Origin of the sequence: Nesterenkonia sandarakina, from assembly GCF_013410215.1 — a bacterium.
In the GTDB taxonomy this organism is placed as follows: Bacteria; Actinomycetota; Actinomycetes; order Actinomycetales; family Micrococcaceae; genus Nesterenkonia; species Nesterenkonia sandarakina.
The window spans coordinates 1,951,348-1,974,001 of record NZ_JACCFQ010000001.1; the positions used below are offsets into that span (position 1 = coordinate 1,951,348).

A 22,654-nucleotide genomic window follows, 5' to 3' on the forward strand; every position below is an offset into this window, starting at 1 on the left:
CCCTGATCGACTGAAGCTTCGATCAGTCCAGTCTATGTCAGCTGCCCGGGTTCACGACCTCCCCGCTGGCGACGTCCACGTAGACCTCGCTGCCGTTGTCCAGTTCGATCTCCCAGGTCACCGTGCCGTTCTCATCGTCGAGTTCGGCCTGCTCCGGGGTCCCGTCGGCCTCCTCGGCGGCGGTGCGCAGCGCATCGGCGAACTCGATCTCCACTGCGTCGGCATTGCGCTGATCGTCGGAGTCGACGTCGTCTTCTTCGGTGTTGCTGATCTCGAAGCTCTCCCGGTCCACATCCAGCTCCCACTCGGAGCCGCTGTCGAGGATCGTGAACTCGTAATAGCTGGACTCGGTGTCGAAATCCAGGACGACGGCGTCGGGGTACTCCTGCTCCACCGCGTCCACCGCCTGGTAGATCGCGTCCTCATCGGAGGCGGCGGAGTCGTCGGTGGCCGAGTCATCGCTGGAGGGGTCGTCGGTGGCCGCATCATCAGTCTCGGTGGCATCGGCCGTCTCCGTGGGCTCCCCGGTGGGCTCCGCCGTCTCCGAAGCGTCCTCGGTGCTCTCCTCGGTCGGCTCGGCCTCCACGGTCTCGGTCACGGTGGCGGTGGGCTGCGCGTCGTCGTCCTCGGCGCCCAGCTCGTCACTGGCGCAGGACGTCAGGGCGAGAGCGGAGACGGCGGCGACGGAGAGCAGAGCCGAGGAGTTGTTCCAACGCGAGTTCATGGTGGTTCCTTCGTTCCAGTGGGGCCAGAGTCTGTGTCGTGCTCCTCATTGATAGTCCCCCCACCTGCGTGAATGCTGAACGGCCGCACCGGATTCTCGTGACAGATGCGTTGCGTGTGAGGGGGCCGGTTGGGCCCAGCGGCTTTCGCCGCTCAGGGACCCGAGAGATCCTGGTGCTTCCACCACTGGATCATCTGAACCCCCTCCACCCCGATCCAGGCTGCGCGTCCGGGGGTCAGTCGGGTCAGGACCGGAACCGAGGCTCCGAGGGCGTCTCCCTGTGCCCTGCTCATCGGGCTGAGCAGGAAGTTCGCCGCTGCCCCTCGTGCTCGGTAGGCCCAGGGAAATTGGCTGAAGACACTGAAGTGAGGTGCCGCCGTGGCCAGCACCTTGCCTCCGGAGCTGAGCCACTCTTCGATGCTCCGGTGCTCCAGCGGGGTGCAGCGGTCTGCATCGTCGACCAGCAGGAGCTTCGGAATCTCGGGATGGCTGACCTCTGAGGCCGTGGCCTCGGCCAGCTCATCCAGAGTCCAGCAGCGCCGCTGGGCGGCGATCACGCGCAGTGCGTTGGTCTTCCCGGTCTGCGCCGCCCCGAGGATCAGCCCGACCTGCCATGAGCGATCCTGCAGCATCGCGTGTGCGTGGGTGAACTGCCGAATGCCCAGCGTCAGCGCGCCCGGCGGAGGGCCTGGCGTCGGGAGCTCGACCGACCCCGGCAGGGGGTGCACCGTGAGCATGGACGCGCGCCCGGACTCGGCAGCTCTGGGCGGTGTCCTCCTCTGTCGGTGATCGAGGATGTCGGTCACGAGCTGGATTGCGAGACCCGGCGGGGGGTGATCGGGGCCGACGAGGACACCGCGACCAGGCAGACGGTCTGTGGCGCGAAGCTTCGGCCAGAGGTAGCGGATCTCCTCGGGCACGCCGTAGGGAAGGTAGACCCGGCGGGGGAGCCGCGAGCCCAGCTTGCCGAGCGCCAGGTCACGTCCACCGCTGATCAGGGCGCTGAATCCGAAGCCAGCGCCCTCAGTGATCAGCGCTCCGAGTCCTTGTTCGAACCCACTGCCGCCGATCGTGTGGTCCAACCCGTGCCACCGTGAATGCCCCGACATCACCAGGATCATCGGGACTTGCCCCTGGGGCAGGGCGATCCGCCGGCGTGTGACCCTGCGGTGCAGTTCATGGACCAGGTGCTGGGCCTCTTGCGGGTGATCGGTGGTGACCCAGGAGCCGACCCGGGGGTGTCTGCGGAACATCTCGAGGCTGTGATCGCCGTCCAACAGATAGACGTGGACCTCATGGGTGAGGGCCAGGAGCTGGCGCACCAGGCACTGCAGAGCCGCAGTGCCCCCAGATTCGGCCTCTCCCAGCAGGGCGGTGCCCTGGCCTTCCCCCAGGTCTAGGCGGAGCAGGTGCTGTTTCTGATGCCCCGGATCATCGATCAGACCGAACTGGATCTCTTCTGCAGGCAGTGGTGCACTCAGGGTCTCCGGCAGTCCCGGGCAGATCGGCGTGTGCGGTCGGCGACGGAGCTGTTCGAGCAGATGCCCGTCCAAGACCTTGACCAGGTCCGGCGTGGTCTCCCGCCACCCTGGCGCGGCTGAGGCCGGTGACTTCTCGGGTCTTGCCCGGAGTTTCACCGAAGCGTCCAGCAGCTGCACCCCCTGGAACCCCACCGGGGGTTCCCCGGGGCGCTGTATCACCCCACGCCCAGGGATCTGGCGTGGGATACGTCCTGGCTCGGGGGTTCCCACCAGATCACGTGCCTCGTCCTCGCTGCGCAGCCGCAGGCAGATGATGGAGCCGATGTTCGCACGGATGTCTGCGGTCACGACTCCCTGCGGACGCTGGGTGGCGAGGATCAGGTGCAGGCCAAGTGATCGGCCCAGGGTCGCCAGTCGCATCAGTTCGTCCATGGCGGCAGGAAGTTCCTGCGTGAAGACCCGGAACTCGTCGATGACGACAAGGAGCCGGGCGAGTGGGGCATCCGGATGCGATTTCCGGTAATCGGCGTAGTCTGTGGCACCGGATTCCAGGAACAGCTGTTCGCGACGCGTCAGCTCGGACCGTACGCCTTCCAGCGCACGCTCCGACTGGGCCTGTGTGAGGTCCGTGACCAGTCCCAAGGTGTGTTCCAGTCCCACCAGTGGTTGGAAGGTGGATCCACCTTTGAAGTCGAAGAGCAGGAGGTTCAGCTGTTCGGGGCCGTATCTCGCCACCCAGCCGAGCAGCATGGACTTCAGGAGCTCCGACTTCCCGGCCCCCGTGGTTCCGGCGAGCAGGATATGCGGCCCGTCCGCCACCAGGTCGAGGAACTCATCCTCGGAGGCGCTGCGGCCCAGCAGCGTTCGCACACTCAGCTGGGCGCTGTGCGTCATGAGGGGAAAGGGCAGGGGCGTGGCGTAGTGCAGGGGGATGCCGACGTCGTCGGTCGGTCTCGCGCTGTGCCGCAGCCCCAGCCTGAGGTGCTCGTGCAGGGTTCTTCGCGAGAGTCCGTCGGGGAGCAGGTCGGTGCCGACGCTGCGTGCGGTGCCTGCCTCGATCCGGTGAATCTCTCCGGAGGTGAGGTTCACCTGCCATCCGCCGTCCAGCGGTGCAGGCAGCTGTGGCCAGCCCCCCGGTGTCCGCAGCGCTTGGGTGCCGGCAGGGGCGCTCAGCAGGATGACGTGCCAGCCCGCGGCGAGCGCCGCCCTGAGCTGGGCCGGTTCCAGCCCAGTCAGACTGAGCAGAACCGACGCTGGATCCATGGCCGAGCGTGACTCTCGAAGCTGCAGTGACGCCTGCAGGTTGTCCCCGGAGGCCATGGTGACGCGGGGGTAGTCGCGCAGTTCCGCCAGATCCACCAGGTCAGTCAGCCGAGCGTCGGTGTTCTCCCCAGAACCTGCGGTGAGCAGCAGCTCAGGGCCGGGATGAAGATGGTGCGTCAGCTGAGCCAGAACCCAGCGCAGCACACTGAGCTGCTCACGTTTCGGTCCCAACAAGACCGTGCATTCCGCCCCGAGGAGCGTCATGGCCGTTGCGGTGGCGACGCGCGCCTCGGGCAGATCCGGTCCGGGCTCGACCTTGCAGTCAAGGTCGACCTCGATCCTCGCCTCGCCCACGGTGACGACGACGCCGCCGGCGGCTGTGAACGCCCCGCGGGGGCGGCTCCCGGCGCGCAGCGCTCGCACGGCGTGTCCAGGAGTGGGCAGGAGAGCCTTGCGTCGATGCGCCCATTGGGCGGCCGCGGCGCGAACCGCGCGGCGGAATCGGCGACGCTTCCGATGTCCGTCGACGACCGTGCTTCCCGCGACGACCGCCGACAGGGCGCTGAAGAGAAGTAAGAACCACATGCCGGTGACCAGGACGAGCACTATTCCGATGACCAACGGTGCAAGGGACATCAGCAGAATCCTGCGGTGGCGCCCTGAGGGTGGCTTCTCCGTGATTGTCATCGGTGGCAGGGGCCACGCGGCGTCCGGTGTCGGCGAGGGCGGTTCTTGGGCCAGCTGGACGCGAGAGCTGCCGAGGTCGACTGATGCATCGGTGCTCATCCTCAGCTTCACCGCTGCCTCCGGGCGAGTCAGCGTCACCTCAGACGAGCTGACCATGATCCTGGCATGGGAGCGTTCCAGCAGAGGGTCATTGATACGGATATCTGCCGCGCCGCGCTGCCCAGTGCCTCGACCCAACACATGGACGCCCCGCGGGAGGTTCACCAACCACCCTGAGTCCGGGCCCGCGCTGACGCACAGGCGCAGCCGAGAGGGTCCATGCCGACCCGTGGGGCGTCGACCGGCGCGCGGGTGCAGCGTCACGACCATTCCGGGATGGATGGCTGCGGACCCCGTCCCGTGATCCTGTAGCGGAACTCGATCCAGGGTCGCGATCCAGCTCGGGGCACTACTGACCGACCGCCCTGGCGAGGTCGAGGCATGGCGTGCCTGGACGCTGCGGATCCATGCAGACAGTGCTTCATAGATCTGCACCCCGGAAGGAGTGGCCGAGCCCTCCAGCAAGATCCTCACCTCATGCGGATGGGCACCGCCCGCCTCCCGGTGCAGCAGGTTCCAGAACGACTCCGGGACCGCCCCGGGAGCATGCACAAGGGTGCAGGCCAGGGCTGTTGAAGGTGTCGCGATCACCTGAGATCCTTCCCGTCCTGAAGCTGCGCCTTCACACCCCAGGCGGCGGGCGGGATGCTGCACCGAGGCTATGACCCGGGACCCGGTGGTCCCACGGTGGGCGGCCAGCTGTGGAGAACCTGTGATCGTGGCGTGATTTCCACAGATATTGAACAATCTCTGGTCAGTTTGTGCCGGGCTGGCTATCGTGATCTCACCACATTGGAATCAAAGATGAGGCCTAGCCTGTGGATGCTTTGACGATCGTTGAAGATGAGGTGCGGGAACAGATCCGCCACCGTGGGCTGGACCCTGCTGAGAATCCGCTCGGAGTCCAGGAGCTGGTCGAGGCGGCAGTCGTGGAATACGACCGCCGCTCCATGGTGACCGCCCTGCCGCTCATCGGCCCCGTCCAGCAGGCTGTGAAGCACGTGGTCGCGGCCGTGGCCGGTTTCGGAGAGCTCCAGCCGCTCCTGGAAGACCCCTCGGTCGAGGAGATCTGGATCAATGGGCCCAGCGCGGTGTTCGTTGCCAGGGCTGGACGCTCCGAGCTCACCTCCATCTCACTGAGTGAATCTCGCGTCCGCGATCTCGTGGAGCGCATGCTCAAGAGTTCAGGGCGCCGTCTGGACCTGTCTTCCCCGTTCGTCGACGCCACGCTGCCGGATGGCTCCCGTCTGCACGTCGTCATTCCGGACATCACCCGCCGCCACTGGGCTGTCAATATCCGAAAGTTCATCGCGCGCGCTCAGACGCTCCAGGACCTGGTCCGGCGGGGCTCCCTGAGCACCTTGGCCGCGGAGTTCCTGGAGGCCTGCGTCGACAGTGGCCTGAACATCTTGGTCTCCGGTGCCACGCAGTCCGGCAAGACGACCCTGTTGAACTGCCTCTCAGCCGCCATCGGGCCGCGGGAGCGCGTCGTCACGGTGGAGGAGATCTTCGAGCTGCAGCTGGCGCTTCGCGACGTGGTGGGCATGCAGTGTCGTCAGGCCAATCTCGAGGGCGAAGGGGAGATCCACCTGCGTCGCCTCGTGAAGGAGGCGCTGCGCATGCGTCCCGATCGGCTCATCGTCGGAGAGGTCCGAGAAGCCGAGAGTCTGGACATGCTGATTGCGCTGAACGCAGGCTTGCCAGGGATGGCGACGGTCCACGCCAACAGCGCCCAGGACGCGCTCACCAAGATCTGTACGCTGCCGCTGCTGGCAGGGGAGAACATCTCTCGCAGCTTCATCCTGCCCACCGTGGCGTCCTGCCTGGATCTCGTGGTGCACTGCGTGCGTGAGCGCGACGGCAGCCGTCATGTCGCCCAGATCCTTGCTGTGGGAAGCAGGGTAGAGGCCGAGACCATCGAGGCGACCTTGCTCTTCGAAATGACCGACGGTGAGCTCACGGTCACAGACTCAGCGGTCTTCGATCTCCCGAAGCTCTCGCCGAGACACCAGGCACGATTCGCTCAGGCGGAGACGCGGGCATGAGCCTGCTGCTCGGACTGGGACTGGGATTCGGCCTGCTGCTGATCTATGCCTCCTTCTGGGCTCGCACCGCGAAGGTCTCAGCTCCTCGAGTGCGGAAGAAGAGAGTCCGCAAGCTTCTCGACGAGGCCGGACACCCCAGGGTCCCTGCCACGGGGGTCTTCACCGGGGTCCTGGTCTGCGCGAGTTCGGCATTCCTGGTCGTCTTGGTGCTGACCGCCGCGATCCCCCTGGCGCTGTGCTTCGCCGTCTTCGCGGGGATGCTGCCGGTGGTGGCCCTGCGCTGGCAGGCAGGGAAGCGTCGAGAGGTGCTGCGCAGCATCTGGCCAGATGCCGTGGATCATCTTCGCTCAGCGGTCAGGTCGGGGATGTCGCTGCCCGAAGGGCTGATCCAGCTGGGCATCACGGGACCGGAACCGCTGCGCGCCCCGTTCGAGGAGTTCGCCAAGGACTACCGGGCGGGACAGACGCTGAGAGTTGCGCTGGAGAGGCTCAAGCAGCGCCTCGCTGATCCGGTGGGGGATCGGATCGTGGCTGCCCTGCTGATCACCCGCGAAGTGGGAGGCTCAGATCTGGGCAGGCTGCTGAGCACCTTGGCTGAGTTCCTCCGAGAGAACGCGAGGACGCGCAGCGAGCTGGAGGCACGTCAGTCGTGGACCGTGAACGCCGCGAAGCTCGCTGTGGCCGCGCCCTGGATCGTGGTGCTGCTGCTCTCCCTTCAGCAAGAGGCAGCCGAGGCCTACCGAGGGGCCACCGGTATGTTCGTGCTTGGTGCGGGACTTCTCGTGTCCCTGGTGTGCTATCGCCTGATGCTGCGGATCGGTGCTCTGCCCCAGGAAGTCAGGGTGCTGGCGTGAATCATGCGGCGTTCGGCTGGGTGCTGATCTGCGGGATGCTCCTGGGGGTCGGCCTGCTCATGATCTTCCGAGCCCTTCCGGTGAACAACCGGCCCAGCTTCTCCACCCGGGTGGCCCCCTATCTGCGCTTCACAGACGCGCGGTTCGCGCTCACCGATCCCGGCGTGGAGTCCACCTTGGCGCTCGGAGCTCTGGCCAGGATGCTCACACCGCCGATCCGCCAGGCGGGTCGGCACCTGGATCGCTTCGGCCTCGACGCCGAAGAGCTCCGTCACCGCCTCGGTCAGGCGAACTCGCGACTGAGCCCCAGCGACTATCGCCTCCAACAGTTGGGCCTCGGAGTTCTCGGCGCGCTGCTCGGCACCGTGCTGAGTCTGCTCGGGGCCTGGGCGGGCAGCGTCAACGGGATCTCCGCGGCCGTCATCGTGCTGGGACTCGCCGGGGCCGGTGTGGCGCTGCGCGACAATCTGCTCACCGGCCAGGTCCGGCGTCGACAGGGGCGCATGCTCGCGGAGTTCCCGACCATCGCGGAGATGATCGCTCTGGCCGTCAGCGCCGGAGAAGGGGCTCCCGGGGCTTTCTCGCGTGTGGGACGACTGGCACGAGGCGAGCTGGCCCTGGAGCTGACCCGGGTGCTGCACCAGACCCAAGCCGGCACCAGCTTCTCCACGGCGTTGAAGCACATGTCGACTCGGGTGGGGTCCGCGCCGATCTCGCGTTTCCTGGAAGGGATCATCGTCGCGATGGAGCGGGGAACACCTCTGGCGGAGGTCATGCACGCTCAGGCCCACGATGTCCGTGAGCTGGCCAGGCGTGAACTCATCGAAACGGCGGGGAAGAAGGAGATCGGGATGTTAATTCCGTTGGTCTTCGGAGTGCTGCCCCTGACGGTGCTCTTCGCGATCTACCCGGGACTCTCGCTGTTGGAGATCGGCATCTGAACTGCGAACCACCAGGCGTCCAACACAGAAGCTCAGTGCACAGGCACCAACAAAGACACCACAGGAGAAGGGGAAGAACATGTCGCATGGAGAGAGAATCGTCCAGCACACGGCGAGGGCCGCAGCATGTATCCGGGAGGAAGAGCGCGGGGACGTGCCCGGCTGGGTGATGATCACCCTGATGAGCGCGGTGCTGGTGGCGGGGTTGTTGGCCATCGCGCAACCGGCACTGCAGGGGCTGTTCAACGATGCCATCAACCAGGTCTCACGCTGAGTCTGCAGGACGCCATGCGGCGGCGCCAGGACACAGTGCGCTGGACGACCGCGGTGCCGCCACGGCAGAGTTCGCCATGGTCTCCGCGCTGCTGGTGCTGCTGAGCTTTGCGCTGCTGCAGCTGACCCTGATGATCCACGTGCGCAACACCCTGATCGACGCGGCATCCACCGGAGCACGTTTCGGCGTGCTCGAGGACCGCACCGCCGAGGACGGGGTCCAGCGCACCCAGGCCCTGATCGAATCCTCAATCTCCGCTCGCTACGCCGAAGCTGTGGGCTACGAATATGTGGCCCAAGCCGAGGGTCAGACGCTGCGGATCACAGTCCAGGCTCAGGTCCCGGTGCTGGGGCTCTTCCCCGGGGTCGGCCAGCTCGAGGTGACAGGCAGCGCCTATGACTTCGAATGAGTCGAGGACCGTGCTTCGCAGAGTGCGGCCGCAGCGCAGGCTGCGGCTGATGCAGGACGAGTCAGGATCCACGCTGGTCGAGTTCGTCATGCTCACCGTGCTGGTGTTGATCCCGGTGATCTACCTGGTCCTGGGAGTCGCAGCGGTCCAGGCCGCTGCCTACGCCAGCCTCGGAGCGTCGGACCAGGCCGCCAAGATGTACGTTCTGGGCAGCGAGGACCTGGGGGCGGGGGAGCGTTCAGGGAGGAGCCAGGCAGCGGCGTCGGCGGCGCTCGCCGATTTCGGCATCAGTCCAGACCAGGCGCGGATCACCATGTCCTGTCCCTCCGGGGGCTGCGAGGACGACGGCGACGTGGTCACCTTCACCGTGCAGGTTCAGGTGCCCGTGCCGCTGGTCCCGGAGATCGGGAGCTGGCGGTCGACCCTGGTCACGGTCTCCGCAACCTCCGCCCAGGTCCGGGCGGGCTGAGTCGATGGCTCCCCGGACGGTTCCACGGCGCCGGCCCCGGCCGCACCCCAGAGGCTCCCGCATGCGCCAGCTGCAGGCCGAGGAAGCCGGACAGGCCAGCGTCCTGATCCTGGGGCTGCTGCTCGTGGTCCTGCTGCTGGTCTCCGTGATGGCCGGCGCGACCGCGGTGAACCTGGAGGCGCGCAAGCTTCTCTCAGCCGCCGACGGCGCAGCAACAGCCGCCGCGCAGGCGGCTGAACAGGGTCCCGACGGGCCCACCCCGAGGGTCAGCAGCGACCAGGTGCGCGCACAGGCTCAGGAATACCTCACCGTCTCCGGTGCGCACAGCCGGTTCGGTGACCTCTCGGTCTCCCGTGCCTGGGTCAGCGACGCGGGGGAGACCGCGCACGTGGAGCTGGCCGCCGTCGTCGACCTGCCGCTGGTCTCGGTGATCCTGCCGGCGCGGGTGCCGATCAGCGTGGAGTCTCATGCCCGGGTGAGTCTCAACCGGTGAAGTCCCAGACGACGGTACTGTAGTGCTGTTATGGCTGAGACTGATTTCCCCACCGCAATCCGTGACCTGCGCAATACCCTGCGCCGCATCACGGAGGTCACCGACGTTGAAAAGCTCAAGGCGAAGATCGTCGAGCTCAGTGATATGGCCGTCGCGCCCGATCTCTGGGACGACCAGGCCAACGCCCAGAAGGTCACCTCCCAGCTCAGCCATGCGCAGACCGAGCTGGAGCGGCTGGAACGTCTGGAGACCCGGATCGACGACGTCGAGATGATGGTCGAGATGGCCAAGGAGGAGGGCGACGACGAGGTCCTCGCCGACGCCACCGCCGAGGTCGCCTCGATCCACAAGGCGCTGGAGTCCCTGGAGATCGTCACCCTGCTCTCCGGGGAGTACGACGAGTACGACGCCGTGATGACCATCCGCTCCGGCGCCGGGGGCGTGGACGCCGCCGACTTCGCCGAGATGCTGCTGCGCATGTACACCCGCTGGGCCGAGCGCCGCGGCTGGAACGTGAAGGTCCTCGACACCTCCTATGCGGAGGAGGCCGGGCTGAAGTCCGCGACCATCGAGATCAACGCTCCCTACGCCTTCGGCACCCTCTCGGTCGAGGCCGGCACGCACCGTCTGGTGCGGATCAGCCCCTTCGACAACCAGGGGCGCCGGCAGACCTCCTTCGCCGCGGTGGAGATCATCCCGCTGCTCGAAGACACCGAGAGCGTCGACATCGACGAGAACGACCTCAAGATCGACGTGTTCCGCTCCTCCGGGCCCGGGGGACAGTCGGTGAACACCACCGACTCCGCGGTGCGCATCACCCACCTGCCCACGGGCACCGTGGTCTCGATGCAGAATGAGAAGTCCCAGATCCAGAACCGCGCGGCCGCCATGCGCGTGCTGCAGGCCCGGCTGCTGGTGCTGAAGAAGGCCGAGGAGTCCGCTGAGAAGAAGGCGCTCGCCGGGGACATCAAGGCTTCCTGGGGTGATCAGATCCGCTCCTACGTGCTGCACCCCTATCAGATGGTCAAGGACCTGCGCACCGAGCACGAGGTCGGCAACACCCAGTCCGTGCTCGATGGAGACCTCGACGGCTTCATCGACACCGGGATCCGCTGGCGCAACGAGACCGCGGCCGAGGACGACTGATCAATGATCCGATTCGAAGAGGTCACCCGTCGATATGAAGCAGGCGGGCGGCCGGCGCTCGATGACGTCACCGTGGAGTTCTACCGTGGCGACTTCGCGTTCCTGATCGGCGCCTCCGGCTCGGGCAAGTCCACCCTGCTGCGAATGATCCTGCGGGAAGGTCTGCCCCAGCGCGGGAAGGTCACCGTGGCCGGACAGAACCTCGGACTGATGCTCGACCGCCGGGTCCCAGATTTCCGGCGCAGCATCGGCATGGTCTTCCAGGACTTCCGTCTGCTGCCGGATAAGACCGTGTTCGACAACGTCGCCTTCGCGATGCGAGTCCTCGGCGCCAAGCGCGGGGCGATCCGCAAGCGCGTCACCAAGGTCCTGGAGAAGGTCGAGCTCGCCCACCTCGCCAAGCGCTACCCGCACGAGATCTCTGGCGGTGAACAGCAGCGTGCCGCCATCGCCCGCGCCATCGTCAATGACCCGGCGATCCTGCTCGCCGATGAGCCCACCGGCAACCTCGATCCGCGCGCCTCCGCGGAGGTCATGAAGGTCCTGCGCTGGATCAACGCCTCGGGCACCACCGTGATCATGGCCACCCACGACCGCGCCATCGTCGATCACGCGCAGACCCGAGTCGTGCAGCTGCACCGCGGCCGCCTGGTCCGCGACGAGGCCCATGGCTTCTACGACGCACCGGAAGGCTCCGAAGCCTGGGACGTGCTCGCCCAGGAGGAGAGCGAATCCGGACTCCGCGCCCACGACCCCGCACCGCTGAAGACCGCAGTGGCCCCGGCCCTGGGCAGCGCCGCGGTTGATGCCGCTGCCGAGCACGACTCGTTCGATGACGGGGAGCACCACACCTGGGAGCCTGACACGCAGGACCATCACTTCGTGGAGTCCCGTGACGAGTCCATCGATCATGTCGGTGACCACCCCGAGGACCAGGTCATGGCGCCCGGGGAGGACCCCTCGGTGCTCGCCTTCGACGAGGATCCGGTGCTCCAGGAGACCGCTGAGTCCAGTCCCGCGCTCCGTGAACTGGACTTCGATCACCACGGCGATCCCCACGGCGATCCCCACGGCGATCACGACTTCGATCACCACCGCGGCAACGACGTGCACCTCGACGACTCCGGCGCTGCGCAGCACGAGCATCCGGGTATGCGCGATGTGCGGCATGACGCCTGGCCCCTGGACGCCCCGATCCTCGACGAACCGACCCGGGACGCTCCGATGTCAGAGGCCGCAATCCTGGACGAACCCTTCTCGGAAGGTCCGGCCGATGACTCGGGCCGGCACCGTGGGGTCGAGGGGGAGAGTGAGCAGGAGCCCGATGACGAGTTCCATGACGCCGCAGACACCGCCCCGGACGTCAACGAGGACGAGTCCGAGTTCGTGCCGGAGACTAGTTTCAGCGTCACCTGGCCGGATCATCTCCGCGAGGACGTCCACGGCCACGATGTGCCCGAGCCGCATGGAGACTTCGACGGCACCGAGCTGCCGGACCTGGACCAGGACGGCTTCACCGAGGCCGAGGAGGAGCCCGAGCTCGAGGAGCCGCTCACGGGGGAGATCACGCCGATCCCGCAGGCCGTCGAGACCGATCTCCGGCACCACGATCAGGACCTTGACCCGGGCCAGGACCTTGACCCGGACCAGGACCTCGACCCGGAGCGGGATCAGGACCATCGCACCGACCTCGGCGCAGAGCCTGACCATGCCAGTGGCGACGGTTCGGGTTCGGCCCAGGACTCGTCGCGAACAGGCCCGCAGCATCCGGAGCCCTCCGGTGTTCCGCTCACGCCCGCGACCCCCGCGCAGCCCAGGCCGCGGCTGTCCTGGCTCGCGCACGCCGAAGAAGAGAGCCCGCAGCGTCCGGACCACCGGCCCGCAGAGACGCAGGCACCTGCCCGCCCCATCTTCACCTTGGACCCGCCCTCATCTCGCCCACCGCGCGCGCCAGAGTCCCTACTCGACTCGGTGCCTGCTGAGGAACCGGTGCTCGATGGGGATCCAGCAGAAAGCCGCGATCCTGTGCTTGAGCAGGACCTGGAGAGCGACCAGGACCTTGCGCAGGAGCAAGATCCGGCCCCCGAACAGGACCTGCAGTCCCAAGACGCGGCTGAGCGCCCCGCCGCATCGGAGAGTGGACCTGAGGGCTACCCCGTCCCGGAGGAGCGCCCGGTGCCCAAGCCCATGTCCTCTGCTTCCCAGTCCACCTACACCGACGCGCGTCGAACCGCCGAACACCTCGGCTTACCTCGATCGCGCCGATCGATCATGCGCCGCCTGAGGAGGGACGGATGAACCGCCTTCTCTACATGCTCAGCGAGACCTTCAGCTCGCTGCGACGCAACGTCGCCATGGTCGCCTCCGTCATCCTGGTCACCTTCATCTCGCTGACCTTCGTGGGCTCCGCGGCACTGATGCAGACCCAGGTCAGTCAGATGACCGACGACTTCTACGATCGTCTGGAGCTTTCGGTGTTCCTCTGCACCGAGAACTCCCCGCAGTCGGCCTGCCCCACGGGTGCCGTGAGCGCAGATCAGCGAGATTCTCTGGAGCACACGCTCAGCGACGGTGCGGCCAGTCAGTATGTGGCCAGCTACCGCCACGAGACCCAGCAGGAAGCCCTCGATGACCTTCTGGAGAGCCGGGGGGAGAGTTCCCAGACCGCGTCCCTGACCGCCTCAGACATGCCGGAGTCCTACCGGGTGCTGCTTGAGGATCCGGAAGAGTTCCCAGTGGTCACCGAGCTCTTCGGGTCCGCCCCCGGGGTGGAGTCCGTGGCGGACCAGCAGGAGGTGCTGGACCAGATCTTCGGCATCCTCAACGGGCTGACCCTGGTGGCGCTGATCATCGCGGGGGTGATGATCGTCTGTGCGCTGCTGCTGGTGGCCACCACCATCAGACTCTCTGCCTTCAGTCGGCGCCGAGAGACGGGCATCATGCGCCTGGTCGGTGCCTCCAAGTCCATGATCCGGATGCCCTTCGTCTTTGAGGGCGTCATCGCAGCGTTGTTGGGCGGACTCCTGGCCTGCGCGGCCACCTGGGTGGTCGCCGAGTTCGTGCTGGGCCAGTGGATGGCGCAGCAGGTCCCGAGCATCCGCTTCATCGACTCGGGGCAGTCCTGGGTGATCATGCCGGGCCTGCTGGGGATCGCCGTAGTCCTGGCGATCATCGCCTCCTGGGTCACAGTGCGCCGATACCTGCGTGTATGATCGAAGGTCGGCTCTTCTGGCCACTGCAGAAGAATGCCGAGATCAGCGACTCATGGTGGAGGTGACACGGTGGCGAAGAAGAAGGGCGCGAAGAAAGAGCGCGATCCGAACAACAGCATCGTGGCCACGAACCGCCGTGCGCGACACGATTACGAGATCCTCGACAAGTACGAGGCCGGAATGGTGCTCAGCGGCACCGAGGTGAAGTCGCTGCGCGAAGGCACAGCCAACCTCACCGATGGGTTCGCCGGGTTCTCCAGCGGCGGGGAGCTCTGGCTGGAACAGGTCAACATCCCGGAATACCTCAACGGCACCTGGACCAACCACTCAGCGCGGCGCAAGCGCAAACTGCTGCTCCATCACAAGGAGCTCGTGAAGATCTCGCGCCAGATCGAGGATCCGGGCCTGACCATCGTGCCGCTCTCGCTCTACTTCAAGGATGGCCGGGCCAAGGTCGAGATCGGCATCGCGCGCGGCAAGCGCGAATTCGACAAGCGGCAGACCCTCCGAGAGAAACAGGACAACCGCGAGGCCCAGCGCGCAATGCGCTACCGAAACCTGCGGTCGTCCTGACACTCCCGTGGATCAACGGCCGTCTCAGTCGAGCAGCCCCGCGATGTAGCCCACGAAGATCAGCAGCACCACCACGACGATCGCAATGATGACCCCCGTCATCACCAGATTCGACTTCGGCGGTTTTGTCGGTGCGTCCTGCTTGGGGGAGGCAGTGGCCGAGTTCGAATCCGGCGGGGTGTCACCTGGTTTCACGCTGCCGCCGTCCTCCAATCCCGGAGTCTCAGTCGGTTCAGGATCCAGTCCCGGATTCCGGGCCGCCTCGTCGCGGTGGTGCTCACCGTGGGCGTCCTGGTTCCCGCCACCGCGCTGGTGCGGGGGAGTCTCCAGCGGCGCAGCATCGTCTGTGCCGGCCGCGCCGTGCCCCTCGGCCTGCGGCTGATCGTCTGCAGGATTGTTCTCATTCGTCGTCATCTGCTGCCTCTCTGTTGAGATCTCTGGAGTCCACACTAGTCAGGGCACCCTTGGATCCTGTCCGCAGGAGCTGGACGTCAGCTGACTACTCGCCGATCGTCTCAGCGAGTTCACGCTTCGTGGTGGCCATGATCGACTCATCTGCCGGGCTCATCCGCTCGCTGGCCATGTCCGCCTGGTGCCAGAACGGGTAGGCCAGCGCCGGACGGCCGGCGTCGTCGATCGCTCGGCGGTCCTGCTCATCCAGATCGACCTCGAGGCTGCCCAGCAGATCCTCGTACTGCTCCAGGGTGCGTGCTCCCACGGCAAGGTTGGTGACTCCCGGGCGGGTCAGCAGCCAGGCGAGCACCACCTGCGGAATGGTGGCGTTCCTGCGCTGGGCGACCTCATCGAGGACGTCGACCACGCGGTAGAGCTTCTCCCAGTCCGCGACCCGGAGCTCAGAGCCGTCACCGTCGACCATCCGCGCACCCGACTCGGGGCGGCGGTCGCGGCGGAACTTGCCGGTGAGCAGCCCCATGCCCAGCGGACTCCACGCCTGGGTGCCGATGCCCTGATCGATCCCGGCGGGAATCATCTCGTACTCCGCCTCTCGAGAGAGCGGCGAGTAGTGGATCTGCTGGATCACAGGCTTGATGAACCCGTTGACCTCACAGACCTTCAAGGCCTTCATCAGCTGCCAGGCAGTGTAGTTCGACACTCCGTAATACCGGATCTTGCCCGCGCGGACCAGCCCGTCCATGGTCTGCAGCGTCTCCTCCAGAGGTGTCTCACCGTCCCAGTGGTGGAGGTAGAACAGGTCGAGGTGATCCCGTCGGAGACGACGCAGTGAGCTCTCCACCTCCTGGAGCAGATGCCAACGGGAGGCGCCTCCGTCGTTGGGTCCGTCTCCGATCACCATTCGGGCCTTGGAGGTGACCAGGAACTGGTCGTAGCGGCCGCTGCGCGCCAGGGTCTCACCCAGCACCTCCTCGGCCACGCCGAGAGAATAGAGGTTCGCCGTGTCCAGGAGATTGACCCCGGCCTCGAGGGAGCGATCCAGCAGGACCGCGGCGTCGTCGGGGCCGAGGTTGCCCATATGGCTCATGCCGTTGGCGCCGCCGAAGGGGAGCGTGCCCAGCGCGAGTGGAGAGACGCGCAGGCCGCAGGTGGGGGAGAGCGGGCGGTAGAAGGGGGTGCTCATCGGGCTCCTTCAAAGAAGAATCAGGGACCCTGCGGATACTACGCCGACTAGCCCTGCCGTATCGAAGATTCAGCGCGGAATCAGGTCTGCCCGGCACCTGGCGCGCGCGGCTACCCTGGGCCTATGACTGATCCTGATCTGGTCCTGCACCTGGGGCACGAGGAACTGGTGATCCGACGCCGCTACGAGACGCTCAGCATCGTCAACGACTTCCTGATCGCACTGGCCTTCACCGTGGGCAGCGTCTTCTTCTTCAGCGAGTCCACGATGACCGCAGGCACGTGGCTGTTCCTTCTCGGCAGTGTGCTGCTCATGGTGCGCCCCGCCATCCGGCTGATCCGGCGAACCCACCTGATCAGAGTGGGCGGCTCGATGCCGGACGCTGCCCGGGACTTCTGAGCCCCACGGGAACACGCGCACACCGGGGCACCAGCACACGGCGACGCCGGGACCCCAGCACACCGGGACGCCGGGGCACCCGGGGCGCCAGCCCACCGCGGCGACGGGCACCAGGATGCCGGCCCGCCTCAGCGACGCCAGGCACGAAAGAGCCCGAGCAGGCTGGGCCTGCTCGGGCTGAGAAGTGGAGACGGCGGGAATCGAACCCGCGTCCGATCTGGATTCACATGGGCTTCTCCGGGTGCAGTCTGCTGATAGATTTTCTCGGCCCCAGCCGTCACGCAGACAAGCGGCTGACGGGCCCAGTCGTGTGAATTGTCGACCCAACTCCCCACGACGAGGAGTTGGAACCAGTGGCTATCTAGCTGATGCCAGGATCTGGGTCGATAGCAGACCCAGGCTGACAGACTCGCGTCGCTGCTTAGGCAGCGAGGGCGAAGTCAGTGCGCTTAGTTTCGGCACTTATTGTTTTGCAGAGAAGTATTTACGAGGTCACTCTGCATCCTCGACCCGCTTCACCATGATCAACTCAGATCGTCGAAACCGATCGTCCCCTTATGTTGTTATCAACGAGTCCCGCAGGGCTCTTCCCACTCACCACCAGCTCGCGAGCGGACTTTTCAGTATAGACCCGAGATTCGGGACAGTGCAATGCCTGCTGCCGCGGCCGCGAAGCCCAGACCCACGTGCGCGACCCAGATCCCCGCTGCGCGCAGCTGCCGGCCAGCCATCCAGGTCTGTGCCACCCGGACCGAGACCGTGGCGAAGGTGCTCAGCGCGCCGAGGGTCCCGATCGCCAGGACCGTGGAGCCGGTCTCGGAGAGCAGCGCCGTGAGCACTGCGCCGCCGGGCGCTCCGCCGTTCTCGGCGAGCCAGGTCAGTTCCCCGAAGAGGTATCCCAGGACCAGGCAGCCCAGCACGTTGGCCAGCAGGATCCCGGCGCGCAGGTAGCGGTCGAGCAGGAAGCGCAGCACCGCCCCGACGGCGCCGCCCGCGGCGACACCCAGGACCACGCGCAGGCTCATCTCAGGATCCATGGGGGCCCTCGCTGCTCACACCGAGATCGGCGGATTCGGCGCCGAGCTGACCGAACAACGCCCGGCTGATGGTCAATCCCGCCGCAGCCGCGGCGGTGCTGCCCAGGACGCTGATGAAGAGGTAGGTGAGCATCTCCATGGCCCCGGGGCTCACATAGGTCACCACGCGGAGCCCGTCGTAGGCCGCCCCCGGCATCGAGGGCATCACCGCCAGGATCACCGCAGAGAAGGTCGTGTAGGAGGCCAGCAGACCCGTGCCGAAGGTGGGCACCACCCAGTCTGGTGTGCTCGGTCGGGCCCGGGCAGCCCCGATCAGCAGCCCCAGCAGCCCTGAGCCGCTGAGGTTGATCGCCAGGGTGGTCCAGGGGAACTTCATCCCCTGCTCCGGGATCAGCTCCCCGACGACCAGACGCAGCAGCGCCCCGCCTGCACCGGCAAGGGCGACCAGCAGGACCAGCACCGTCAGCGAGGTGGCCGGCCGTTTGGGGCGCGGCCGCCGGTGAGCGGCAGTGGAGGCGGAGGAAGACACCATGCCAGGATACGTCGCGGGACCTGTGCTCAGCGGATGACGCTCACGCGCATGGCGTGGGCCACCTCATGAGTCAGCCGGATGCTGCTGGGTGCCGGCGCCGTCGAAGAGCTCATCGCGGAGTTCGCGGTGGCACCGGCCGCCAGGGCGGTGGTCCCGGCCGGGGTCAGCACGACGGCGCCGCCCTCGGTGGCCTGCACCGTGACCTGCGCACCGATGGGAACCCGGTGGGCGTCGAGTGCGGAGAGCGCATCGGGCACGGCGTCGTCGACCTGTTCCAACCGGACCTGGGCCATGGCCTGGACGCGGCACAGCAGCAGGGTCTCGGGGTAGTGCAGCTGCAGATCGGGACCCGGGATCGGATCGCCGTGCGGGTCCACCCGCGGCTGTCCCAGCCGCACATCGAGACGGTCCACGAAGGTCTCCGAGACCGCGTGCTCCAGGCGTTCGGCCTCATCATGGACCTCACCCCAGTCGTATCCGAGCTCGCGCACCAACCAGGTCTCGATCAGTCGATGCCGCCGGACCATGGCCAGCGCGAGCTCGCGCCCGGCGCTGGTCAGCGCGATAGGGGCATAGGGGCGGTGCTCCACCAGTCCGAGGTCTGCCATCTTGCGCACCATCAAGGAGACCGACGGGTTCGAGACGCCCAGCGTCTTGGCCAGCGCCGAGGCGGTCACCGAGGCGCCATCCCACTCGGAGAGGCCGTAGATCGTCTTCGCGTAGTCCTCCACCGAGGTGGTGGCGGCGTCGATCGCGGTGGAGCGGCCCTGTGCTGAGGTGCGGGGAGTCATCTAGGCGGGGTCCTTCACATCGAGGAGCTTGTGGATCGGACGGGCGGGCTCTCCATGCTCGGAGGTGGGGCGCTGTCTGCGCCGCCGCAGCCGCGGGACCATCCCCTTCACCGGAGCGAAGAGATAGGCGAGTGCGAACTGACCCGACTGTGCCAGCACGATCGAGCCGCCTGTGGAGATGTCCAGCCAATAGCTCGCGTAGACACCGATCACCGCCGACGCGGCCGCGCTGGACGCGGCCACTGCGAGCATCGGACCGAAGCGGCGGCACAGCAGCAGCGCGGTGGCGCCCGGCACCACCAGCATAGCGACCACCAGCAGGATTCCCAGGGTCTGCAGCGAGGTCACCGTGGTCAGGGCGAGCAGAGCCAGCAGCAGGACCGAGAGTGCCCCGGTGGAGAGCCCGATGGTGTGCGCGTGGACCTTGTCGAAGGCCAGCAGCACGAAACTGTGCCGAAGGGTCAGCAGCAACGCAACCGTGGCGAGACCCAGGCCGGCGGTCTGCAGCAGGTCCTGCTGCGAGATGCCCAGCACATTGCCGAAGAGGATGTGGGTCAGATGCGTCTCGCTCGGGGTCCGGGAGACCAGGACCAGCCCCAGCGCGAAGAGCGAGGTGAACACCACTCCGATGGAGGTGTCGTGCTTCAGCGTGGACCCCCCGCTGATCCCCCCGATGAGCAGCACCGCGAGCATCCCGAACACGAAGGCCCCCAGTGCCATGGGCACTCCGAAGATGTGCGCCAGCACGATCCCCGGCAGGATCGAGTGCGCCACTGCTTCGCCCATCAGCGACCACCCCATGAGCACCAGCCAGCAGGAGAGCATCGCGCAGACCACCGAAGAGATGACCGCAGCCGCCAGGGCATGCTGCATGAAGGGAAACTCCATCGGCTGGACGAGCAGCTCCCACATCAGGGGGTCTCCCGCAGCACGGCGCCGAAGCTGCGGCCCAGCTGATCCTCGGTGAGCACCTCGGCGGGACTGCCGGAGGCGAGCACCCGCTGATGCAGCAGCACCACCTCATCGGCGAGGTCCTCGACCCCGGCCAGATGGTGGGTGGAGACCAGCACCGTGGTCCCGGCCGTGTCTCGCAGCGACTTGAGCACCTTGATGATCAGCTCCTCGGAGCCCCGGTCCACACCGGCGAAGGGCTCATCCAGCAGCATCAGGGGTGCCTGCTGGGCGATCGCCCGCGCCAAGAAGGCCCGCTTGCGCTGCCCTCCGGAGAGCTCACCGATCCCGCGCCGGCGCAGCTGGCTCAGCCCCACCTCTTCCAAGGCCTGATCACACGCATGCCGGTCGCTCGGCCGCGGCCGACGGGTGAGGCCCATATGCCCGTAGCGTCCCATCATGACCACCTGCTCCACGCTGACCGGGAAGCTCGTGTCGACCTGCTCATGCTGCGGCACATAGCTGACCTGGTTGCGACGTCGGGCCCTGGCCGGGTCCAGCCCGAAGAGCCGCACGCCCCCAGAGGTGGGCCGGTGCAGTCCCAGCAGCGCCCGGAACAGCGTGGACTTCCCCGAGCCGTTGGCGCCCAGCAGGGCACAGATGCTGCTCGGCGCCACGGTGAGGCTGACCTCTTCCAGGGCCCGGACGCCGGGATATCCGGCGCTGAGCCGGTCGACGACGACGGCGGCGCGCGCTGCTTCCGGACGGTCGGCGCTGCGCTTTGGGTTCGTCTCTGAGTGCACGGAGGTGCTCACGGTCGGGCTCCTTCTAGGATCAGGTCCAGGTCGTGTTCCAAGAGCTCGAGGTAGCTCGGCGCCGGGCCGTCGGCCTCGGTGATCGAGTCCACATGAAGAGGTTCGCTCAAGGTGGCCCCGGTGGTCTCGGCCACCTGGCGCTGCGCGGAGTCGTTGACGGTGGACTCGCAGAAGATCGTGGGCACCTGGTGCTCCTCGACGTAACGGATCTGCGCCTGGACCTGTTGCGGGCTGCCCTCATCCTCGGCGTTCAGCGGCCACAGGTAGTGCTCGCCGAGGTCCAGATCCTCCGCCAGGTAGCTGAAGGCGCCCTCACAGGTCACCAGGTGCACGTCAGTGTCCTCTGGCAGCGACTCCAGCTGCTCCTCGGCCCGGTCCCAGATGGCCTGGATCTCCTCCCGGTACGCGGTGGCGTTGGCGGAGAACTCCTCGGCATGTTCTGGTGCGAGCCGAGTCAGGGCGACTTCGATGTTCTCCACGTACACCATGGCCTGGGCCGGTGACATCCAGGCATGCGGGTTGATCGGCAGCTCGGCGCTCGCATCGCCCTCAAGCGTCTCTGCTTCGACGTCTCCGCCGGGGGAGTCCCCGGGAAGGCGTGTCACCGGCAGGGTCTCGACCGAGTCCGAGAGCAGCACCACCTCGACCTCAGAGTGGCTGAGGAACTGCTCGTACCAGGCCTCCAGGCCGAGTCCGTTGAAGAAGATCAGGTCTGCTGCGGCGGCATCGCGGAGGTCCCCGGGGGTGGGGGAGTACTCGTGGATCTCCACCCCGGGCGGGGTGATCGAGCGGGTGTCCACCAGCTCCCCGCCCACTGCGCGGGTCATATCCGCCAATACCGAGAAGCTGGTCAACACCACCGGCAGCTGCGACTCCCCGGGAGCATCCGCAGAGTCGGGGCCTGCAGCGGCACATCCGCTCAGGCCGAGGGCGCAGGCGAGCCCGGCGGCGAGGAAGGGAATCCTACGGCGATGCATGCCCATAGTATGATTTAGGCACACCTAAAACTGCAAGCGAAGGTGGGAGGAGCTCAGGACGGGGCGGCGCTCAGACCCGCCGGGGCTCAGAACTGGGGCGGCTCCGAACAGGCAGGCTCAGAACGGGGCGGGCCGGTCTGCGGCCAGTGCACCCAGTGCGGCGTCGTGGAGCAGCCCGTTGGTGGCCAGCCCGTTGCTTCCGGTGCAGCCGGGTTCCCCGTCGAGCGAGGTGAAGATGCCCCCGGCCTCGCGGATGATCGGCACCAGCGCCGCCATGTCATGCAGGTTCAGCTCGGGTTCAGCCGCCATGTCCACCTGACCCTCGGCGACCATGCAGTAGGACCAGAAGTCCCCGAAGGCGCGGGTGCGCCAGACCGTCTCGGTGAGCTCGAGGAAGTTCTGGCTTCGGCCGAGCTTCCGCCATCCGGCCAGCGAGGAGTAGGAGAAGAAAGCATCCTCGAGCCGGCTGACCTTGGAGACCTGGAGCCGCTTGGCCGCGGCCAGGGACTTCCCGGTATAGGCTCCGCCGTCCTTGGCCGCCCACCAGCGCCGGCCCAGCGCTGGTGCACTCACCAGCCCGATCACCGGCTCTCCGTCGTCGACCAGGGCGATCAGTGTGGCCCAGGCGGGCACGCCGCGGATGAAGTTCTTGGTCCCATCGATCGGGTCGATGATCCACTGGCGCGGACCCGACCCGGTGGAGCCGAACTCCTCACCCAGGATCGCGTCGCGGCCGCGTGCCCGGCCGAGCTGGCCGCGGATGAGCTCCTCGGCCTGACGATCCGCCTCGGTGACCGGGGTGAGGTCGGGCTTGGTCTCGACCTCGAAGTCCATGGAGGAGAAGTAGGACATCGTCTTCGCATCCACGGAGTCGGCGATCATATGCGCCAGGCGCAGGTCATCGGTATAGGCGCTGGTGCTAAGGCTCATAGCGCCACGCTAGCA

General features: G+C 67.0%; 23 protein-coding genes and 1 other RNA gene. 12 read left to right on the forward strand and 12 right to left on the reverse strand.

What is annotated here, in order from left to right; genetic code table 11:
- Positions 1-37 precede the first annotated feature (37 nt).
- Both HNR11_RS09035 and HNR11_RS09040 read right to left on the reverse strand, forming a co-directional pair.
- Positions 38-724 carry a PepSY domain-containing protein gene (locus HNR11_RS09035; RefSeq protein WP_179442019.1) on the reverse strand — a complete coding sequence of 229 codons (687 nt, stop codon included), beginning with the start codon at positions 722-724 and terminating at the stop codon, positions 38-40.
- 152 nt (positions 725-876) lie between these two features.
- Positions 877-4,104, reverse strand: coding sequence for an FtsK/SpoIIIE domain-containing protein (locus HNR11_RS09040; protein ID WP_179442020.1), 3,228 nt, complete (start codon positions 4,102-4,104; stop codon positions 877-879).
- Positions 4,105-5,072: 968 nt separating this feature from the next.
- Here HNR11_RS09040 and HNR11_RS09045 point away from each other — a divergent pair.
- The 11 genes from HNR11_RS09045 (at position 5,073) to smpB (ending at position 14,670) form a co-directional block, all read left to right on the forward strand.
- Positions 5,073-6,299, forward strand: a complete 1,227-nt coding sequence (locus HNR11_RS09045) for an ATPase, T2SS/T4P/T4SS family (protein ID WP_179442021.1) — start codon at positions 5,073-5,075, stop codon at positions 6,297-6,299.
- Positions 6,296-7,153 carry a type II secretion system F family protein gene (locus tag HNR11_RS09050; protein ID WP_179442022.1) on the forward strand — a complete coding sequence of 286 codons (858 nt, stop codon included), beginning with the start codon at positions 6,296-6,298 and terminating at the stop codon, positions 7,151-7,153. Before HNR11_RS09045 ends, HNR11_RS09050 begins: the two co-directional genes overlap by 4 nt.
- Complete coding sequence (locus tag HNR11_RS14275) at positions 7,150-8,094, forward strand: type II secretion system F family protein (protein ID WP_179442023.1); 945 nt, start codon at positions 7,150-7,152, stop codon at positions 8,092-8,094. The genes HNR11_RS09050 and HNR11_RS14275 overlap by 4 nt, the downstream gene beginning before the upstream one ends.
- 79 nt (positions 8,095-8,173) lie before the next feature.
- The gene (locus HNR11_RS09060) at positions 8,174-8,368 is read left to right on the forward strand and encodes a hypothetical protein (RefSeq protein WP_179440560.1); all 195 of its coding nucleotides are present in this window, start codon (positions 8,174-8,176) and stop codon (positions 8,366-8,368) included.
- Entirely contained in the window at positions 8,343-8,777 is a 435-nt protein-coding gene (locus tag HNR11_RS09065) for a TadE/TadG family type IV pilus assembly protein (protein ID WP_179442024.1), read from the forward strand. The genes HNR11_RS09060 and HNR11_RS09065 overlap by 26 nt, the downstream gene beginning before the upstream one ends.
- The gene (locus HNR11_RS09070) at positions 8,764-9,246 is read left to right on the forward strand and encodes a hypothetical protein (protein WP_179442025.1); all 483 of its coding nucleotides are present in this window, start codon (positions 8,764-8,766) and stop codon (positions 9,244-9,246) included. Before HNR11_RS09065 ends, HNR11_RS09070 begins: the two co-directional genes overlap by 14 nt.
- Before the next feature lie 61 nt (positions 9,247-9,307).
- Entirely contained in the window at positions 9,308-9,739 is a 432-nt protein-coding gene (locus tag HNR11_RS09075; protein ID WP_179442026.1) for a pilus assembly protein TadG-related protein, read from the forward strand.
- A gap of 30 nt (positions 9,740-9,769) precedes the next feature.
- Positions 9,770-10,885: a peptide chain release factor 2 gene (prfB, locus tag HNR11_RS09080; protein WP_058888689.1), complete on the forward strand. Its 1,116-nt coding sequence runs from the start codon at positions 9,770-9,772 to the stop codon at positions 10,883-10,885.
- A gap of 3 nt (positions 10,886-10,888) precedes the next feature.
- Positions 10,889-13,183 (forward strand): cell division ATP-binding protein FtsE, encoded by a 2,295-nt coding sequence (gene ftsE, locus HNR11_RS13880; protein ID WP_218849680.1) that lies wholly within the window; start codon positions 10,889-10,891, stop codon positions 13,181-13,183.
- A complete protein-coding gene (gene ftsX / locus HNR11_RS09090) occupies positions 13,180-14,097 on the forward strand; it encodes a permease-like cell division protein FtsX (protein ID WP_058888690.1) in 918 nt (305 codons plus the stop codon). Before ftsE ends, ftsX begins: the two co-directional genes overlap by 4 nt.
- 33 nt (positions 14,098-14,130) lie before the next feature.
- The gene (smpB, locus tag HNR11_RS09095; RefSeq protein ID WP_179442027.1) at positions 14,131-14,670 is read left to right on the forward strand and encodes an SsrA-binding protein SmpB; all 540 of its coding nucleotides are present in this window, start codon (positions 14,131-14,133) and stop codon (positions 14,668-14,670) included.
- A 24-nt stretch (positions 14,671-14,694) separates the two neighbouring features.
- On the opposite strand, the gene HNR11_RS14065 is transcribed toward smpB, so the two are convergent.
- Positions 14,695-15,084 carry a DUF6480 family protein gene (locus tag HNR11_RS14065; protein ID WP_246310369.1) on the reverse strand — a complete coding sequence of 130 codons (390 nt, stop codon included), beginning with the start codon at positions 15,082-15,084 and terminating at the stop codon, positions 14,695-14,697.
- Between the two features lie 85 nt (positions 15,085-15,169).
- The gene (locus tag HNR11_RS09105) at positions 15,170-16,267 is read right to left on the reverse strand and encodes an aldo/keto reductase (RefSeq protein ID WP_179442028.1); all 1,098 of its coding nucleotides are present in this window, start codon (positions 16,265-16,267) and stop codon (positions 15,170-15,172) included.
- A gap of 123 nt (positions 16,268-16,390) precedes the next feature.
- Between HNR11_RS09105 and HNR11_RS09110 the strand changes: the two genes are divergently transcribed.
- Positions 16,391-16,666: a YrhK family protein gene (locus HNR11_RS09110; RefSeq protein ID WP_179442029.1), complete on the forward strand. Its 276-nt coding sequence runs from the start codon at positions 16,391-16,393 to the stop codon at positions 16,664-16,666.
- 182 nt (positions 16,667-16,848) lie between these two features.
- Here HNR11_RS09110 and ssrA read toward each other — a convergent pair.
- From ssrA to hisN, 8 genes are all read right to left on the reverse strand, one after another.
- Positions 16,849-17,221: a transfer-messenger RNA gene (gene ssrA / locus HNR11_RS09115) on the reverse strand.
- Between the two features lie 65 nt (positions 17,222-17,286).
- Positions 17,287-17,691: a CrcB family protein gene (locus tag HNR11_RS09120; protein WP_179442030.1), complete on the reverse strand. Its 405-nt coding sequence runs from the start codon at positions 17,689-17,691 to the stop codon at positions 17,287-17,289.
- Position 17,692: 1 nt separating this feature from the next.
- Entirely contained in the window at positions 17,693-18,232 is a 540-nt protein-coding gene (locus tag HNR11_RS09125) for a fluoride efflux transporter FluC (RefSeq protein WP_218849681.1), read from the reverse strand.
- Positions 18,233-18,261: 29 nt separating this feature from the next.
- On the reverse strand, positions 18,262-19,026 hold the full coding sequence (locus tag HNR11_RS09130) for a metal-dependent transcriptional regulator (RefSeq protein WP_179442032.1): 765 nt from the start codon (positions 19,024-19,026) through the stop codon (positions 18,262-18,264).
- On the reverse strand, positions 19,027-19,938 hold the full coding sequence (locus HNR11_RS09135; RefSeq protein ID WP_179442033.1) for a metal ABC transporter permease: 912 nt from the start codon (positions 19,936-19,938) through the stop codon (positions 19,027-19,029).
- A complete protein-coding gene (locus HNR11_RS09140) occupies positions 19,938-20,732 on the reverse strand; it encodes a metal ABC transporter ATP-binding protein (RefSeq protein ID WP_343050634.1) in 795 nt (264 codons plus the stop codon). The genes HNR11_RS09135 and HNR11_RS09140 overlap by 1 nt, the downstream gene beginning before the upstream one ends.
- On the reverse strand, positions 20,729-21,709 hold the full coding sequence (locus HNR11_RS09145) for a metal ABC transporter solute-binding protein, Zn/Mn family (protein WP_179442034.1): 981 nt from the start codon (positions 21,707-21,709) through the stop codon (positions 20,729-20,731). The genes HNR11_RS09140 and HNR11_RS09145 overlap by 4 nt, the downstream gene beginning before the upstream one ends.
- A gap of 117 nt (positions 21,710-21,826) precedes the next feature.
- Positions 21,827-22,639 carry a histidinol-phosphatase gene (gene hisN, locus HNR11_RS09150; protein ID WP_179442035.1) on the reverse strand — a complete coding sequence of 271 codons (813 nt, stop codon included), beginning with the start codon at positions 22,637-22,639 and terminating at the stop codon, positions 21,827-21,829.
- Between the last annotated feature and the right edge of the window lie 15 nt (positions 22,640-22,654).

Excerpts from the sequence above, each read along its gene's own strand:
- HNR11_RS14065 (WP_246310369.1), bottom strand. The coding sequence starts at position 15,084 with ATGACGACGAATGAGAACAATCCTGCAGACGATCAGCCGCAGGCCGAG.
- prfB (WP_058888689.1), top strand. The coding sequence starts at position 9,770 with ATGGCTGAGACTGATTTCCCCACCGCAATCCGTGACCTGCGCAATACC.
- smpB (WP_179442027.1), top strand. The coding sequence starts at position 14,131 with ATGCCGAGATCAGCGACTCATGGTGGAGGTGACACGGTGGCGAAGAAG.
- HNR11_RS09105 (WP_179442028.1), bottom strand. The coding sequence starts at position 16,267 with ATGAGCACCCCCTTCTACCGCCCGCTCTCCCCCACCTGCGGCCTGCGC.
- HNR11_RS09120 (WP_179442030.1), bottom strand. The coding sequence starts at position 17,691 with ATGAGCCTGCGCGTGGTCCTGGGTGTCGCCGCGGGCGGCGCCGTCGGG.
- HNR11_RS09130 (WP_179442032.1), bottom strand. The coding sequence starts at position 19,026 with ATGACTCCCCGCACCTCAGCACAGGGCCGCTCCACCGCGATCGACGCC.
- HNR11_RS09050 (WP_179442022.1), top strand. The coding sequence starts at position 6,296 with ATGAGCCTGCTGCTCGGACTGGGACTGGGATTCGGCCTGCTGCTGATC.
- hisN (WP_179442035.1), bottom strand. The coding sequence starts at position 22,639 with ATGAGCCTTAGCACCAGCGCCTATACCGATGACCTGCGCCTGGCGCAT.
- ftsX (WP_058888690.1), top strand. The coding sequence starts at position 13,180 with ATGAACCGCCTTCTCTACATGCTCAGCGAGACCTTCAGCTCGCTGCGA.
- HNR11_RS09110 (WP_179442029.1), top strand. The coding sequence starts at position 16,391 with ATGACTGATCCTGATCTGGTCCTGCACCTGGGGCACGAGGAACTGGTG.
- ftsE (WP_218849680.1), top strand. The coding sequence starts at position 10,889 with ATGATCCGATTCGAAGAGGTCACCCGTCGATATGAAGCAGGCGGGCGG.
- HNR11_RS09145 (WP_179442034.1), bottom strand. The coding sequence starts at position 21,709 with ATGCATCGCCGTAGGATTCCCTTCCTCGCCGCCGGGCTCGCCTGCGCC.
- HNR11_RS09065 (WP_179442024.1), top strand. The coding sequence starts at position 8,343 with ATGCCATCAACCAGGTCTCACGCTGAGTCTGCAGGACGCCATGCGGCG.
- HNR11_RS09135 (WP_179442033.1), bottom strand. The coding sequence starts at position 19,938 with ATGTGGGAGCTGCTCGTCCAGCCGATGGAGTTTCCCTTCATGCAGCAT.
- HNR11_RS09070 (WP_179442025.1), top strand. The coding sequence starts at position 8,764 with ATGACTTCGAATGAGTCGAGGACCGTGCTTCGCAGAGTGCGGCCGCAG.
- HNR11_RS09040 (WP_179442020.1), bottom strand. The coding sequence starts at position 4,104 with ATGTCCCTTGCACCGTTGGTCATCGGAATAGTGCTCGTCCTGGTCACC.
- HNR11_RS09060 (WP_179440560.1), top strand. The coding sequence starts at position 8,174 with ATGTCGCATGGAGAGAGAATCGTCCAGCACACGGCGAGGGCCGCAGCA.
- HNR11_RS09075 (WP_179442026.1), top strand. The coding sequence starts at position 9,308 with ATGCGCCAGCTGCAGGCCGAGGAAGCCGGACAGGCCAGCGTCCTGATC.
- HNR11_RS09035 (WP_179442019.1), bottom strand. The coding sequence starts at position 724 with ATGAACTCGCGTTGGAACAACTCCTCGGCTCTGCTCTCCGTCGCCGCC.